Genomic DNA, 15,845 nt, shown 5'->3' on the forward strand with positions numbered 1-15,845 from the left:
CATGTATCAAGCGATCGTCTTCCTTCCGCTGCTCGGCTTCCTGATTGTCGGCCTGTTCGGCAATGCGCTCGGCGCCAAGGCATCGGAATATATCACCTCAGGCTTCCTGGTGATCTCGGCCGTGCTGTCCTGGGTCGCCTTCTTCTCCGTCGGCTTCGGCGAAGGCGAGGTGTTCACCGTGCCGGTACTGCGCTGGATCCAATCCGGCGGCTTGGACGCGTCCTGGGCGCTCAGGATCGATACGCTGACGGTGGTCATGCTGGTGGTGGTCAACACGGTGTCGGCGCTGGTCCACATCTATTCGATCGGCTACATGCACCACGATCCGAACCGGCCGCGCTTCTTCGCCTATCTGTCGTTGTTCACCTTCGCCATGCTGATGCTGGTGACGGCGGACAACCTCGTGCAGATGTTCTTCGGCTGGGAAGGGGTGGGTCTCGCCTCCTATTTGCTGATCGGCTTCTGGTACAAGAGGCCGTCGGCCAATGCTGCTGCCATCAAGGCCTTCGTCGTCAACCGCGTCGGCGATTTTGGCTTCGCGCTCGGCATTTTCGGCGTCTTCGTTTTGTTCGGCTCGGTCAATCTCGGCACCATCTTCGCCAATGCCGCGACGTTCATTCCGGCTGAAGGCGCCCCACAAGGCGCGGCCGTGCTGACCTTCCTCGGCTACGCGCTGGACAAGCAGGCAGCCATGACCATCGTCTGCCTGCTGCTGTTCATGGGCGCCATGGGCAAGTCGGCGCAGGTGCCGCTGCACACCTGGCTGCCGGACGCGATGGAGGGCCCGACCCCGGTTTCCGCGCTGATCCATGCCGCCACCATGGTCACGGCCGGCGTGTTCATGCTGGCGCGGCTGTCGCCGCTGTTCGAACTGTCGCATTCGGCGCTGACCGTGGTGACCTTCATCGGCGCCTTCACCGCCTTCTTCGCGGCGACCGTCGGCCTGGTCCAGAACGACATCAAGCGCGTCATCGCCTATTCGACCTGTTCGCAGCTCGGCTACATGTTCGTCGCGCTCGGCGTCGGCGCCTATGGCGCGGCGATCTTCCATCTGTTCGCGCACGCCTTCTTCAAGGCGCTGCTGTTCCTGGGCTCCGGCTCGGTCATCCATGCCGTCTCCGACGAGCAGGACATGCGCAAGATGGGCGGCCTGCGGAAGCTCATTCCGAAGACCTACTGGATGATGGTGATCGGCACGCTGGCGCTGACCGGCGTCGGCATTCCGGTGACCGTCATCGGCACCGCCGGCTTCTTCTCCAAGGATGCCATCATCGAGGCTGCCTTTGCCGGCCACAATTCGGTCGCTGGCCTCGCTTTTGTCCTGCTGGTCATCGCCGCCTGCTTCACCTCCTTCTACTCCTGGCGGCTGATCTTCATGACCTTCCATGGCGAGCCGCGGGCGAGCCACGACGTCATGCACCATGTCCATGAATCGCCGCCGGTGATGCTGGTGCCGCTGTTCATCCTGGCCGCGGGCGCGCTGTTTGCCGGCGTTATCTTCCATGGTGCCTTCATCGGCGAAGGCTATACCGAATTCTGGAAGGCCTCGCTGTTCACGCTGCCGGACAACCACATCCTGCACGATATCCACGAATTGCCGCTGTGGGTCGAGCTGGCACCGTTCGTCGCCATGATCATCGGCTTTGCCGTCGCCTGGAAGTTCTACATCCGCTCGCCGGAACTGCCCCGGAGCGTCGCCGCCAACCATCGGCTGCTGTATGCCTTCCTGCTCAACAAATGGTACTTTGACGAGCTCTACGACGTCCTGTTCGTGCGGCCGGCAAAGGCGCTGGGCAGGTTCTTGTGGAAGACCGGCGACGGCACCATCATCGACGGGCTCGGCCCTGACGGCATTTCGGCGCGTGTCGTCGACGTCACCGACCGCGTCGTCAAGCTACAGACCGGCTATCTCTATCACTATGCCTTCGCCATGCTGATCGGCGTGGCCGCACTCGTCACCTGGATGATGCTCTGATGACCGCCTGGCCAATCCTCTCGCTGGTCACCTTCCTGCCGCTTGTAGGTGTGCTGCTGATCCTGTTCATCAGGGATGACAGCCCGAATGCGCGTCGCAACATCCGCGCCATCGCGTTCACGACGACAGCGGCCACCTTCATCATCTCGCTGTTCATCTGGACCGGCTTCGACAATTCGCAAGCCGGCTTCCAGTTCGTCGAGAAGTTTGCCTGGTTGGATTCCGGCATCTCCTACCATATGGGCGTCGACGGCATTTCGATGCTGTTCGTCATCCTGACGACGTTCCTCATGCCGCTCTGCATCCTGGCGTCGTGGGAAGCGATCGACAAGCGCGTCAAGGCCTACATGATTGCCTTCCTGCTCTTGGAAACGCTGATGATCGGCGTGTTCTGCGCGCTCGACATCGTGCTGTTCTACGTCTTCTTCGAGGCCGGCCTGATCCCGATGTTCATCATCATCGGCGTCTGGGGCGGCAAGCGCCGCGTCTATGCCTCGTTCAAGTTCTTCCTCTACACGTTGGCCGGCTCGGTGCTGATGCTGCTCGCCATCATGGCGATGTTCTTCCAGGCGGGCACCACCGACATCCCGACGCTGCTGACCCACAACTTCCCGGCCCACATGCAGACATGGCTATTTCTGGCCTTCTTCGCCTCCTTCGCGGTGAAGATGCCGATGTGGCCGGTGCACACCTGGCTGCCCGACGCCCACGTCGAAGCGCCGACGGCGGGCTCGGTGATCCTGGCCGGCATCCTGCTGAAAATGGGCGGGTACGGCTTCCTGCGCTTTTCCCTGCCGATGTTCCCGCTGGCCTCGGAAATGTTCGCGCCGCTGGTGTTTACGCTGTCGGTCGTCGCCATCATCTACACCTCGCTGGTGGCGCTGATGCAGGAGGACATGAAGAAGCTGATCGCCTATTCCTCCGTCGCCCATATGGGCTTCGTCACCATGGGCATCTTCGCCATGAACCAGGAAGGCGTGCAGGGCGCGATCTTCCAGATGCTGAGCCACGGCCTCGTCTCGGGCGCGCTGTTCCTGTGCGTCGGCGTCATTTACGACCGCATGCACACGCGCGAGATCGACGCCTATGGCGGCTTGGTCAACAACATGCCGAAATACGCCACGGTGTTCCTGATCTTCACCATGGCCAATGTCGGCTTGCCGGGCACGTCAGGTTTCGTTGGCGAGTTCCTGACCATGCTCGGCGTGTTCCGGGTCAACACCTGGGTGGCGTTCTTCGCCGCCACCGGCGTCATCCTGTCGGCCGCCTACGCACTCTGGCTCTACCGCCGGGTGATCTTCGGCGCGCTGACCAAGGAAAGCCTGAAGGGCCTGCTCGATCTGTCGACGCGCGAGAAGGCGATCATCTACCCCCTGGTCGTGCTGGTCATCTTCTTCGGCGTTTATCCCGCTCCCGTCTTCGATGCCACGGCCCAATCGGTCAAGGCGCTCGTCACCAATGTCACCGCATCCATCGGCGCCGCGCAAACCGCGGCGGCGAACTGACCAGAGGTTTTGCGAACCATGACGCCGGACCTTTACTCCAGCCTTTCGCTCTCGACGCCGGAGCTGATCCTCGCCATCGGCGCGCTGGCGCTGTTGATGGTCGGCGCCTATTCGCGCGCCAACACTGCCATTCTGGTGACCGGCCTTGCCGTCGCCGTGCTGGTGATCGCAGGCCTATGGCTGATCTTTCCCACGGGGCAGGGCGCAGCCTACGGCAACGCCTTCATCCAGGATCCGTTCTCCCGCTTCATGAAGGTGCTGTCGCTGATCGGTTCGGCGGTGACGCTGGTGATGTCGATGCGCTTCGCCAGGCAGGAGCATTTCGACAAGTTCGAATACCCGGTGCTGATCCTGCTCTGCACGCTCGGCATGATGCTGATGATCTCGGCCAACGGCATGATCGGGCTCTATCTCGGCCTCGAGCTGCAGTCGCTGGCGATTTACGTGCTGGCGGCGATCAATCGCGACAATCTGCGTTCGACGGAGGCCGGTTTGAAGTATTTTGTGCTCGGCGCGCTATCGTCGGGCATGCTGCTTTACGGAATCAGCCTCATTTACGGCTACACCGGCAATGTAGGCTTCCAGGAAATTTCCTCCGCGCTTGGCAGCGGCGAGCGCCAGTTGGGTCTCGTCGTCGGCCTGGTCTTCGTTTTGGCCGGCCTTGCCTTCAAGATTTCGGCGGTGCCGTTCCACATGTGGACGCCCGATGTCTACGAGGGCGCACCGACGCCGGTCACCGCTTTCCTGGCGGCTGCTCCCAAAATGGCGGCAATGGCGCTGATCGTGCGCGTCACCATGGGCGCCTTCAAGCCGATCGCTTCCGACTGGCAGCAGATCATCGTCTTCATCTCGATCGCCTCGATGGCGCTCGGCTCCTTTGCCGCGATCGGCCAGACCAACATCAAGCGGCTGATGGCGTACTCCTCGATCGGCCATATGGGGTATGCGCTGGTCGGCCTTGCCGCCAACAGCCAGGCCGGCGTGCGCGGCGTCGCCATCTACATGCTGATCTATCTCGTCATGACGCTCGGCACCTTCGCCTTCATCCTCGCCATGCGGCGCAAGGAAGGCAATGTCGAGCAGATCAGCGATCTCGCCGGTCTGTCGTCGACCAATCCGATCATGGCGACGATCCTGACCATCCTGATGTTCTCGCTGGCCGGCATCCCGCCGCTCGCCGGCTTCTGGGGGAAATGGTACGTGTTCCTCGCCGCCATCAACGCCAACCTCTATGCGCTGGCGATCATCGGCGTGCTGGCCTCCGTCGTGGGCGCTTTCTACTATCTGCGCATCATCAAGATCATGTGGTTCGACGAACCGGCCGGCGGCTTCGTGCCGATGGCGGTTGAGCTGCGCCTCGTGCTTGGTGTCTCCGGCGCTTTCGTGCTGTTCTATGTGCTGATCGGCGGTCCGATCGCGACCTACGCCGAAGCCGCCGCCAAGACATTTTTCTGACCGGATGGCATTTCGGCTGGCTCCGACCTCTGAGACGGAAGGGTTCCGGCTCGAGGCGCATGACAGTGTGGGTTCCACCAACACGCTGGCGCTGGACCATGCAAGGGCAGGCGATCCCGGCAAATTGTGGGTCGTTTCCAAGAAGCAGGAAAGCGGTCGTGGCCGCCGCGGCAGGGCCTGGGTATCGCCCGAGGGCAATCTGGCGGCGACATTGCTGGTCATCACCGGCGGTGAGTTGCGTCTGGCGGCGACGCTGGGCTTCGTCGCCGGCCTGTCGCTGGCCGATGCGCTCGACGCCGTGGTGCCGAAGGGCAGGATCGCTATCGGCCTCGACGGCGCCAGCCAGGGGCAGAACCGCTTCGAGCTGAAATGGCCGAACGATGTGCTGGCCTCCGGCGCCAAGCTGGCCGGCATCCTGCTGGAATCGGCCATTCTCGATGGCGGCCGTTTCGCGGTGGCGGTGGGCATCGGCGTCAATGTGGTGGCGCATCCGCCGGATTTGCCGTATCCGGCGACATCGCTTCAGGCACTGGGCGCGACATGCGACGCCGAAACGCTGTTCTTGGCGCTGTCCGATGCCTGGACCGACAATGCCCGGCTGTGGGACGACGGACGCGGGCTCGACGCCATCCGGCGTCGCTGGCTGGCGCGCGCGGCGGGGCTTGGCGGCGAGGTTGCTGTCAGGATTGACGGGAATGTGGTGCGCGGTACCTTCGAGACCATTGACGCGGACTGCCGTTTCGTGATCCGCGATGATGAGGGGTCGGTCGTGACGGTAGCCGCCGGCGACGTGCATTTCGGCGCCGTCGCGTCGGCAAAGATTTAGGGCTGGTCGCAAGGGCCGGGAAGGGAAATTTGATGGCGAAAGCGCAAAACGCCGAACTCGTCTTCGTGCCGCTCGGCGGCGTCGGCGAGATCGGCATGAACTTCGCCCTTTACGGCTATGGGCCGCCTAGCGCGCGCGAGTGGATCGTCGTCGATGTCGGCGTGACCTTTCCCGATGCGGCGCACCCGGGCGTCGACCTGATCCTGCCCGATACGCGCTTCATCGAGGAGAACCTCGCCGGCCTGCGCGGCATCATCATCACCCATGCGCATGAAGACCATTACGGGGCGCTGCTCGACATCTGGCCAAAGCTGAAGGCGCCGGTGTGGATGACACCGTTCAGCGCCGGCCTGCTGGACGCCAAGCGCCAAGGCGAGCAGGGCGCGCCGAAGAAAATTCCGGTGACGATCTACCGGGCAGGCGAGACATTCACCGTCGGCCCGTTCTCGATCGAGGCCATTCCGGTGGCGCACTCCATCCCCGAGCCGATGTCGCTGGCGATCACCTCGCCGGCTGGTACCGTCATCCATACCGGCGACTGGAAGATCGATCCGGAACCGACGATCGGTCCGAAAACCGACGAGGCGCGGTTTCGCGCCTATGGCGACAAGGGCGTGCTGGCGCTGGTCTGCGATTCCACCAATGCGCTGCGCGAAGGCGAATCGCCGTCGGAAGTGGCGGTGGGCGAAGGCCTCAGGGGCGTCATCCAGAGCGCTGTCGGCCGTGTCGCCGTCACTACCTTCTCTTCCAATGTCGGGCGCATCGTCTCGATCGCCAAGGCGGCGCGCGATGCCGGCCGCCAGTGCCTGGTGCTCGGCCGCTCGCTGAAGCGGGTCATCGATGTCGCCGGCGAGCTCGGCTACATGGACGGGCTGCCGGAGTTCATCGCCGAGGAGGATTTCGGCTTCATCCCGCGCGAGAACCTGGTCATCATCTGCACCGGCAGCCAGGGCGAGTCGCTGGCGGCGCTGGCAAAACTTTCGCGCGACGAGATGAAGTCGGTGTCGCTTACGGCCGGCGACACGGTGGTGTTTTCCTCGCGCACCATTCCCGGCAACGAGAAGGCGATCCTCGAGATCAAGAACCGCCTCATCGACCTCGGCATCAAGATCATCGAGGATGGCGACGCGCTTGTGCATGTCTCCGGCCATCCCCGCCGCAGCGAATTGCGCAGGATGTATGAGTGGGTGCGGCCGCAGATCGGCGTTCCCGTGCATGGCGAAGCCGCGCATCTGGTGGCGCAGGGGTCGCTGATGTCGACCTCCGGCATCGGCCAGGTGGCGCAGGTGCGCGACGGCGACATGCTGCGGCTGGCGCCGGGTCCGGCCACGATCATCGACCAGGTGCCGTTCGGCCGCATCTACAAGGACGGCAGGCTGATCGGCACCGACCAGGCGATGGGCATACGCGACCGGCGCAAGCTATCCTTCGCCGGCCATGTCGCGGTCAATGTCGTGCTCGACGATAAATATGAGCTCGCCGGCGATCCCGATCTGGTCGCCATCGGCGTCGCCGAGGCCGATGCCCGTGGCGAAAACATGGAAGATCTGATGCTCGACGCGGCCGTCGGCGCGGTCGACTCGATCCCTCGCCAGCGCCGCAAGGACCTCGATCTGGTGCAGGAAGCGGTGCGCCGCGCCGTGCGCGGCGCCGCCAACGAGGCCTGGGGCAAGAAGCCGCTGGTGACGGTGTTTGTGACGAGGTGAGGGAATAGGCAGTAGGCGGTAGGCAGTGGAGAAAAATGCAGATGTATCACTACTGCCTACTGCCCATTCCCTACTCCCTTAACTTGTGGAGCACTTCATGCTGGGACGCCTGAACCATGTAGCACTTGCCGTACCGGACCTGGCCGCGGCGATTGCGGCCTATCGCGATACACTTGGCGCGCGGGTGACTGCGCCGCAGGCTTTGCCCGAGCATGGCGTGACGGTGGTGTTCGTCGATGTCGGCAACACCAAGATCGAACTCCTGGAGCCGCTGGGCGAACGGTCGCCGATCGCGGCCTTTCTGGCGAAGAACCCCTCGGGTGGCATGCATCATGTCTGCTACGAAGTCGACGACATCCTTGCCGCGCGCGATCACCTCAAAGCAAGCGGCGCCCGCGTGCTGGGCGACGGCAATCCCAAAACCGGCGCCCACGGCAAGCCGGTGCTGTTCCTGCATCCCAAGGATTTCTTCGGCACGCTGGTCGAACTGGAGCAGGCATGAGCTGGATTTCGTTTGCCGCGCTGTTCTTCATCACGTGGTGGCTGATGCTGTTCATCGTGCTACCGTTCAGCGTCAAGACGCAGGATGACGACCAGGACGTGACGCTGGGCACGGTTGCGAGCGCGCCGCGCGGACCGCATATGCTGCGCGCCGTGATCCGCACCACCATCGTCACTGCTGTCGTCATGGGGGTTTTCTACAGCCTGACGCACGGGCTGGGCTACAGCCTCGACGAAGTCCCGCACATCATCCCCGAAGCCAGCCAGGCACCTGCTAACTAACCACTTTCCCGCCGACAGATCGGGTGGGGTGTTCGTGCCTGTTTTCGGAGCGCCAAACTCAGGTTTTGTCTCGCCAGCCTGCGATGCACAATCGGCGGCCAGGCATGGCCCACCCGCATTAGAATCACGACTGGGCATCAGGCTGACGCAAGCTCATGTGATTTGGGGAACAGGTTGATCTAACCAGATGATCGGGCAAAAAAAATGCAAGGCACAAGGCCTTGCAATTTAAACGCGTTCCGATCTGTTTTCCGGTTTCCGGCGGCAGCGGGTAACCGCGCCTAGATCGCATCCTCCCAAGACTTTGACCGCGTAGGAGAGCAGATTTTTCTCCACCCTCTCGGTTATCGGGGCACACTAGCCTAACCCTGATGAAATTGTCACGCAGAATTTTGCCCGCAATCGGGCAATCTGTGCTGCAGTGCACAATAGTGCGGCAGGCTTTGCTTGCGAAACGAACAACACCGGGGCTGCCGCCTTAATCTGGTCAGGTGTGCCGCGTCGCCCGGACGCGCAAAGCGTGTGTGAGCACTTCGGAGTCAGGGTCATCATTTTGCATCAAAAGCATTATCGTTTTCGGTGCGAAGGTCTTTGGAAGAAGAATCGATTTTTGCGATTTCGGACCGATGCGGCCGGTCGGGTTTCCATTCCGTCACGAAATAGCTATGAAGCCGGGGCAAGCAAGCCAGCCGCGCCGATTCCGGCGCAGCCTCCTCTCTCACGGACCTGTCCATGCGTTTGTCGCAGTTTTTCCTGCCCATCCTGAAAGAAAATCCGCGCGAGGCCGAGATCGTCTCGCACCGGCTGATGCTGCGTGCCGGCATGATCCGCCAGCAGGGGCAGGGCAGCTTTTCCTGGCTGCCGCTGGGCAAGCTGGTGCTGGACAAGGTCTGCCGCATCATCCGCGAGGAGCAGAACCGCGCCGGCGCTCTGGAAATCCTGATGCCGACCATCCAGTCGGCCGATCTGTGGCGCGAAAGCGGCCGCTATGACGACTATGGCAAGGAGATGCTGCGCATCAAGGACCGGCAGGACCGCGACATGCTCTACGGTCCGACCAATGAGGAAGTGGTCACCGAGATCGTGCGCGCCTACGTCAAGTCGTACAAGGATTTGCCGCTCAACCTCTACCACATCCAGTGGAAGTTCCGCGACGAGGTGCGTCCGCGCTTTGGCGTCATGCGTTCACGCGAATTCCTGATGAAGGACGCCTATTCCTTCGACCTCGATTTCGAGGGCGCGAAGGCCGCCTATAACCGCATGTTCGTATCCTATCTCCGAACGTTCACGCGCATGGGGCTGCAGGCCATTCCGATGCGGGCCGACACCGGGCCGATCGGCGGCGATCTCAGCCATGAATTCATCATCCTGGCCGACACCGGCGAGAGCCAGGTCTATTGCGACCGCGAATATCTGTCGCTCCAGGTGCCCGGCGAGAAAACCGACTTCGGCAATGACGGCGAGATCGCCGACATCGTCAAGACGTGGACGACGCCTTACGCCGCCACCGACGAGATGCATGACGAGGCGGCCTGGGACAAGCTTGGCGAGGCCGACCGGGTCTCGGCACGCGGCATCGAGGTCGGCCACATCTTCCATTTCGGCGACAAATATTCCAAGCCCATGGGCGCCAAGGTGACCGGGCCCGACGGCAAGGATCATTTCGTTTCCGGCGGCTCCTACGGTATCGGTCCGTCGCGGCTGGTGGCGGCGATCATCGAGGCCAGCCATGACGACAACGGCATCATCTGGCCGGAAGCGGTGACGCCGTTCGACATCGGCCTGATCAACATGAAGGCCGGCGACGCCGAGTGCGACCGCGTCTGCGGCGAGCTCTACGCCGCCTTCACCGGCGCCGGCAAGGATGTGCTTTACGACGACACCGACCAGCGGCCGGGCGGCAAGTTCGCCACCGCCGACCTGATCGGCCTGCCCTGGCAGGTGATCGTCGGGCCGCGCGGCGTGGCCGCCGGCGAGATCGAGATCAAGAACCGCCGGACCGGCGAGCGCGAGACGCTGCCGGTCGCGGAGGCCAGGAAACGCTTCGGTGCAACCGCATGAGCGAAGCCGCGGCAGCGAAGTCTTCGGTAGCCCAGTCTCCGGTTGGCAAGTCTCCGGTCGCCAAGTCTCCGGTCACCAAGTCTCCGGTCGCCGGCCCGTTCTCCATGTTCGAACGCATGGTCGCCTGGCGTTATTTGCGGTCGCGCCGCAAGGAGACGGTGATCTCGGTCATCGCCTCGATCTCCTTCCTCGGCATCATGCTGGGCGTCGCCACGCTGATCGTCGTCATGGCTGTCATGAACGGGTTTCGAGCCGAACTTCTGACCCGCATCCTCGGCGTCAACGGCCATCTGATCGTGCAGCCGCTGGATTCGCCGCTTGAGGACTATGCGCAGGTCGCCGCCCGCATCAACGGCGTGGCCGGCGTCAAATACGCCATTCCGCTGATCGACGGCCAGGTGCTGGCGCAAGGCAATGTCGGCGGCGGCATGGGCGCGCTGGTGCGCGGTATCAGGGCCGAAGACCTCGGCAAGATCGCCATCGTCGCCCAAAACGTCAAGCAAGGCACGCTTGACGGCTTCGACTCCGGCGATGGCGTCGCCATCGGCAAGCGCATGGCGGAGAATCTCGGCCTTGTGCTCGGCGACACCATCACGCTGATCTCGCCGGACGGCGATGTGACGCCGATGGGCACGACGCCGCGGCTGAAGGGCTACAAGGTGGCGGCGATCTTCGAGGTCGGCATGTCGGAGTATGACAGCTCCATCGTCTACATGCCGTTTTCCGAAGCGCAGCTCTATTTCAACATGGACGGCAGGGCGCAGACGATCGAGATCTATGTCGACAATCCCGATAATGTCGACGCGCTGAAACCGCTGGTCGATGCGGCGGCGCAACGGCCGATCGACATGGTCGACTGGCGCCAGCGCAACGAGACCTTCTTTTCGGCACTGCAGGTCGAGCGCAACGTCATGTTCATGATCCTGACGCTGATCGTGCTGGTGGCGGCGCTCAACATCATCTCCGGCCTGATCATGCTGGTGAAGGACAAGGGCCACGACATCGCCATCCTGCGCACGATGGGCGCCTCGCGCGGCGCCATCCTGCGCATCTTCCTGATGACGGGTGCTGCGATCGGCGTCACCGGCACGCTCGCCGGCGTGCTGCTCGGGGTTCTCATCTGCACGAACATCGAATCCATCCGCCAGTTCTTCTCCTGGATGACCGGCAAGGTGCTGTTCAATCCGGAACTCTATTTCCTCAGCCAACTGCCGGCAAAGATGGACCCACGCGAGACCACCTACGTCATCCTGATGGCGCTCGGCCTGTCCTTCCTGGCAACCGTGTTTCCGGCATGGCGCGCCGCACGGCTCGATCCGGTCGAGGCCTTGAGATACGAATGAAGTCCGAGATCATTATCGAGCTGAAGAGCGTCGAGCGGCACTATGTCCAGGGGCCGCGCAAGCTCACCATTTTGAACGGCGCCGACTTTTCGCTGAAGCGCGGCGAGATGGTGGCGCTGGTGGCCCCGTCGGGCACCGGCAAGTCGACGCTGCTGCACACGGCGGGCCTGCTCGAGCGCCCCGATGCCGGTGACGTCATTCTGGCCGGCCGCGCCTGCGGACGGCTCTCCGACGACGAACGCACGGCGATCCGCCGCAACGATGTCGGCTTCGTCTATCAGTTCCATCATCTGCTGCCGGAGTTTTCGGCGCTCGAAAACATCATGATGCCGCAGCTGATCAAAGGGCTTTCGCGCAAGGAGGCGTCGGAGCGCGCAGCACAGCTGCTCGACTATATGCAGATCGGCAAGCGCGCTTCGCACCGGCCGTCGGAGCTGTCCGGCGGCGAACAGCAGCGCGTCGCCATCGCCCGTGCCGTCGCCAATGCGCCCTTGCTGCTTTTGGCCGACGAGCCGACCGGCAATCTCGACCCGGTCACCGCGTCCTATGTGTTCGAGGCGCTCGGCGCGCTGGTCAAGCAGTCCGGCCTTGCCGCGCTGATCGCCACCCACAATCACGAGCTCGCCTCGCGCATGGATCGCCGGGTGACGCTGGCGGACGGCAAGGTCGTTCCGTTGTGGGCCCCAACTTCGTCATCCTAGCGTCTGCGCCGCGTCGCTGCGCTCCTTGCTCCGCCCTAGGATGACGAAGTGATTGGTGCGTCTCGGCCGATCGCAAAGGCATGCGATGCGCCCTGCGTCAGCACTGCCGTCACCCCGTCAACCTTTCCTTAACCCTGCCCAAACCGGCTGTCAGGATTCGTCGGCATGCCGCTTTCCGCTCATTGACTTTCGAACAAAGTTAGAACAAAATACGAACATATCAACAACAGGAGAGAGTTATGAGCGATCTTGTTCAGGACGTCGTTTCGTTGGTGTGCATGAGTGCGTTTCTGGTTTCCATGGCTGTCTGGATCGGCGCCATGTGATGCAACTGCGGTTCGCCGCACTGTTTTAGGCGGGCAGGAAGGCGCTGTGCCGTTAAGCCTTTCTTGCCGCCATGACGCTAGGCTGCCCCGCCAAGACAGGGAGCAAAAACCTCAGGTGTCGCCGATCGTGACGGCCCTTCTCGTGGCCGGTAATCTCGGATTGATTTTCCTTCTGATGACCGCGCCGCTCGGTTTGCGCACGGTGCGGCTGAGCCGCGTGGTTGCCGTGGACCGGCAGCGCCTCTGGCAGGCGCTGTGGCCGCTCGGCAGTGATGCCGGCTGGTCCGGCGAGATACTGAAGGCCCAGCCGCTGGACGGGCAGGGCACGACCCGCATCCTGCTGTCCTGGGAAGGCCGCGACGGCCAGCCGATCGAGCGCGGGTCGCGCTTCGAGGACGTCGTCGAAGGCAGTCGTTTTTCGATGCGGGTCATCGAGGATACCGCGCTCGACGCGTCGTTCTGGAAGGATTTTTATGAGACCACTGAACTCACCTCGGAAGGTGCCGGCACGCGGGTGACGCTCAGCCAGACCGATCGCTATCGCGGCGTCGCCTTCCTGGTGTTCCGCTACTTCGCCATGCGCCGCGAGCTCGGCAAGCTGGAGGTCTGGGCGAGGACCGGACAATATCGCAAGGGCGGCTGGTTCGAGCATCCGCTGAGCCAGGTCGGTTTCGCCGTTCTTTCGGCTTTCATCCTGTGGCCGTTCTTCGGGCTCAATCTCGGCGGCCTGGCGCTGGCCGCGATCCTGACCTCGGTGGTCGCCCTGCATGAGTTCGGCCACATGGCGGCCTTTCGGCTGACCGGTCATCGCAAGGCGCGGATGATTTTTATTCCGCTGCTCGGCGGCCTCGCCATTGGTGGCCGGCCTTATGACAGCCGCTTCGAGGTCGCCTTCGTGGCGCTGATGGGCGCTGGTTTTTCCGCGTTCCTGGTACCGCTGCTGATCGTCGCCAGCGGGCTCGCATCCGGCGAGGGACATCGGCTCGCCGCCGCCCTTCTGGCGACGCTTGCCGGCTTTGCCGCGCTGTTCAACATCGCCAATCTGGTGCCGGTGTGGAAATTCGACGGCGGTCAGGTGCTGCGCCAGATCTGCCCGGGGCCGGTCGCGCTTGCGCTGGCGTCTTTCTCTTTGCTGTCGGCCTTGCTGGCGGTGGGTTGGCTCGCTGGTTTTTCCCAAGGCTTTCTGCTTGTGGCAGGCGCCGTCTTTGCCATCCTCAGCCTGATGACAGTGGGTAGCGGGGTAAAACCGCGCCACGAATTGAAGCCGATCCGCATCTTCGACCGTTTCGCCATGGCCGGCGCGCTGCTGGCCGTCTTCGCCATTCACGGTTTCGGGCTGTTGTGGGCCTCGGCGCGGTTGCTTTGAGCGTTGGTCGAGGCGAGACTCAGCCGGCCTTGCGGACCGGCTCTGCAGAAGTTGACTTCGCTGCCCCGAAAACATCCTCGAAGGCGGATTTCAGCGCCAGGTCGAAATCGGCCATGGTCACGGGCAAGCCGAGGTCGACCAGGCTGGTGACGCCGTGGTCCGGCACGCCGCATGGCACGATGCCGCTGAAATGGCTGAGATCCGGCTCGACATTGACGGCGATGCCATGAAAGCTCACCCAGCGCCGCAGCCGGATGCCGATGGCCGCGATCTTGTCTTCGGCCGGCGAGCCGTCGGGCAGGGACGGGCGCTCGGGCCGCACCACCCAGACGCCGACGCGGTCCTCGCGGCGTTCGCCGCGTACATTGAAGGCGGCAAGCGTGCCGATGATCCACTGCTCGAGCGCGGCGACGAAGGCGCGCACATCCTCACGCCGGCGCTTCAGGTCAAGCATGACATAGGCAACCCGCTGCCCCGGCCCGTGATAGGTGTATTCGCCGCCGCGTCCGGCGGCAAAGACCGGGAAACGGTCGGGGTCGATTAGGTCCTCGATGCGGGCGCTGGTGCCGGCGGTGTAAAGCGGCGGATGCTCGACCAGCCAGACCATCTCGGCGGCTGCACCCGCGCGGATCGCCTCGGCGCGCGCTTCCATCAGGGCCAGCGCATCGGTGTAGCCGGTCAGGCCGGGCTCGATGCGCCATTCGACCGGCGCCGAACCCGGCAAGGGCAGGAACGACGTGGCGATCTGGCTGCGTTCGGTCATGGCTTTTTCGTTTTTCGCGTGATGCACGCCGGCTTGGCGAAACCGCCTTGCGCTCTGGGGCCAAATGCATTTGCCCTTCATATGGCGGTATCCGGCTGAAACGTCCAGTTCGCCACGCATTTCGGCCTTCGCGCACGACCCCGAAGATAGGAACGATCTTCGGAAAGGATCATGCGCCAAATCAAAGTGCTGCAGCGTCCTTTGCGCGTCCCACAGGACGCGCGGCGCTGTAGAGGCCGATATGCCAATTCGCGGCGATTATTGCGCGCCGCGCCCTTGTTTCGCAGGAAACGATTTGCTACACGCCGCGAGCCGGTTCGTTCCGGCTCCTACCACGGGCGGTCGTGGCGGAATTGGTAGACGCGCAGCGTTGAGGTCGCTGTGGGGCAACCCGTGGAAGTTCGAGTCTTCTCGACCGCACCATAATTTTTCGGCCATTGAAATCATTGCGGCTTCTCAGGCCGTCGACGCCAAATCATCGCCTTTGGCGCTTGAACCGGCCGCAGCAGAGTTGCAACATGAGGTCGCAGAGCCGCACGCGAACGCCGCTTGGCTCGCACCGGCCAGCCTCCTGCACCTGAGTCCCCGGCTTTGCCGGTGGCGGGGCAGGGGATGTGGTTGACCTAAGCGGCGCGTCGTTGCGGGAAATGGAGACCCGGACGGGCTCGACGAGGGTCAACGGCCGTCACGACGGTGTGGTGGTGATCGCAGTAGACGCGATCCGGCGACGTCGGCCCGGCACAAAACCGGTAACCACCGGGTACCGACCGGTCTTCGCTCACCGGGAAGCGGCACTGGTGCAGGCCTAGCTGAATGAGGGGGACGTCTCTCGACGCTGGTCTGATATTTTCACGCATGATGGTTTTCAGTTTCCTGGTTCATAGCCATTGCCGGCTGACGGCCGCGATGCGACCGGTCGGAGCGAGCTTCTCTCGTTTTGGAGGGCTGTGGACCACATATGGTGCTGATCGCACCGTCAAAGAAGCCCGGCGCCCCGCTTCTGCAGCCAAATCGTTTGCGACTTAAGGCCACACC

Annotated in this window: 13 protein-coding genes and 1 tRNA gene; 12 read left to right on the forward strand and 2 right to left on the reverse strand. The window is 63.3% G+C overall.

Annotated features, from left to right (window positions below):
* Position 1 precedes the first annotated feature (1 nt).
* The 11 genes from nuoL (at position 2) to NLY42_RS18220 (ending at position 14,047) form a co-directional block, all read left to right on the forward strand.
* Positions 2-1,975 (forward strand): NADH-quinone oxidoreductase subunit L, encoded by a 1,974-nt coding sequence (gene nuoL / locus NLY42_RS18170; protein WP_023753473.1) that lies wholly within the window; start codon positions 2-4, stop codon positions 1,973-1,975.
* Positions 1,975-3,480, forward strand: a complete 1,506-nt coding sequence (locus NLY42_RS18175; RefSeq protein ID WP_023670808.1) for an NADH-quinone oxidoreductase subunit M — start codon at positions 1,975-1,977, stop codon at positions 3,478-3,480. Before nuoL ends, NLY42_RS18175 begins: the two co-directional genes overlap by 1 nt.
* 18 nt (positions 3,481-3,498) lie before the next feature.
* Positions 3,499-4,935: an NADH-quinone oxidoreductase subunit NuoN gene (gene nuoN / locus NLY42_RS18180; protein WP_023753472.1), complete on the forward strand. Its 1,437-nt coding sequence runs from the start codon at positions 3,499-3,501 to the stop codon at positions 4,933-4,935.
* A gap of 4 nt (positions 4,936-4,939) precedes the next feature.
* Entirely contained in the window at positions 4,940-5,761 is an 822-nt protein-coding gene (locus NLY42_RS18185) for a biotin--[acetyl-CoA-carboxylase] ligase (protein ID WP_023670806.1), read from the forward strand.
* 32 nt (positions 5,762-5,793) lie between these two features.
* Positions 5,794-7,467, forward strand: a complete 1,674-nt coding sequence (locus NLY42_RS18190; protein WP_023753471.1) for a ribonuclease J — start codon at positions 5,794-5,796, stop codon at positions 7,465-7,467.
* A gap of 97 nt (positions 7,468-7,564) precedes the next feature.
* Complete coding sequence (gene mce / locus NLY42_RS18195; protein ID WP_023690961.1) at positions 7,565-7,969, forward strand: methylmalonyl-CoA epimerase; 405 nt, start codon at positions 7,565-7,567, stop codon at positions 7,967-7,969.
* Positions 7,966-8,250 carry a DUF1467 family protein gene (locus tag NLY42_RS18200; RefSeq protein ID WP_023670803.1) on the forward strand — a complete coding sequence of 95 codons (285 nt, stop codon included), beginning with the start codon at positions 7,966-7,968 and terminating at the stop codon, positions 8,248-8,250. Before mce ends, NLY42_RS18200 begins: the two co-directional genes overlap by 4 nt.
* A 732-nt stretch (positions 8,251-8,982) precedes the next feature.
* Complete coding sequence (proS, locus tag NLY42_RS18205; RefSeq protein WP_023735912.1) at positions 8,983-10,311, forward strand: proline--tRNA ligase; 1,329 nt, start codon at positions 8,983-8,985, stop codon at positions 10,309-10,311.
* Positions 10,312-10,415: 104 nt separating this feature from the next.
* On the forward strand, positions 10,416-11,654 hold the full coding sequence (locus tag NLY42_RS18210) for a lipoprotein-releasing ABC transporter permease subunit (RefSeq protein WP_027050260.1): 1,239 nt from the start codon (positions 10,416-10,418) through the stop codon (positions 11,652-11,654).
* The gene (locus NLY42_RS18215; protein WP_023753470.1) at positions 11,651-12,355 is read left to right on the forward strand and encodes an ABC transporter ATP-binding protein; all 705 of its coding nucleotides are present in this window, start codon (positions 11,651-11,653) and stop codon (positions 12,353-12,355) included. Before NLY42_RS18210 ends, NLY42_RS18215 begins: the two co-directional genes overlap by 4 nt.
* A 441-nt stretch (positions 12,356-12,796) precedes the next feature.
* Positions 12,797-14,047 (forward strand): peptidase M50, encoded by a 1,251-nt coding sequence (locus NLY42_RS18220; RefSeq protein ID WP_023753469.1) that lies wholly within the window; start codon positions 12,797-12,799, stop codon positions 14,045-14,047.
* Positions 14,048-14,066: 19 nt separating this feature from the next.
* On the opposite strand, the gene lipB is transcribed toward NLY42_RS18220, so the two are convergent.
* Positions 14,067-14,810, reverse strand: a complete 744-nt coding sequence (gene lipB, locus NLY42_RS18225; RefSeq protein WP_023753468.1) for a lipoyl(octanoyl) transferase LipB — start codon at positions 14,808-14,810, stop codon at positions 14,067-14,069.
* 338 nt (positions 14,811-15,148) lie between these two features.
* Here lipB and NLY42_RS18230 point away from each other — a divergent pair.
* Positions 15,149-15,233 (forward strand) — tRNA-Leu (locus NLY42_RS18230).
* A gap of 200 nt (positions 15,234-15,433) precedes the next feature.
* Here the strand turns inward: NLY42_RS18230 and NLY42_RS31825 are convergent.
* Positions 15,434-15,667 (reverse strand): GcrA family cell cycle regulator, encoded by a 234-nt coding sequence (locus tag NLY42_RS31825; protein WP_081726058.1) that lies wholly within the window; start codon positions 15,665-15,667, stop codon positions 15,434-15,436.
* Between the last annotated feature and the right edge of the window lie 178 nt (positions 15,668-15,845).

The sequence above is a fragment of the Mesorhizobium sp. C372A genome, assembly GCF_030323245.1.
Classification (GTDB): Bacteria; Pseudomonadota; Alphaproteobacteria; order Rhizobiales; family Rhizobiaceae; genus Mesorhizobium.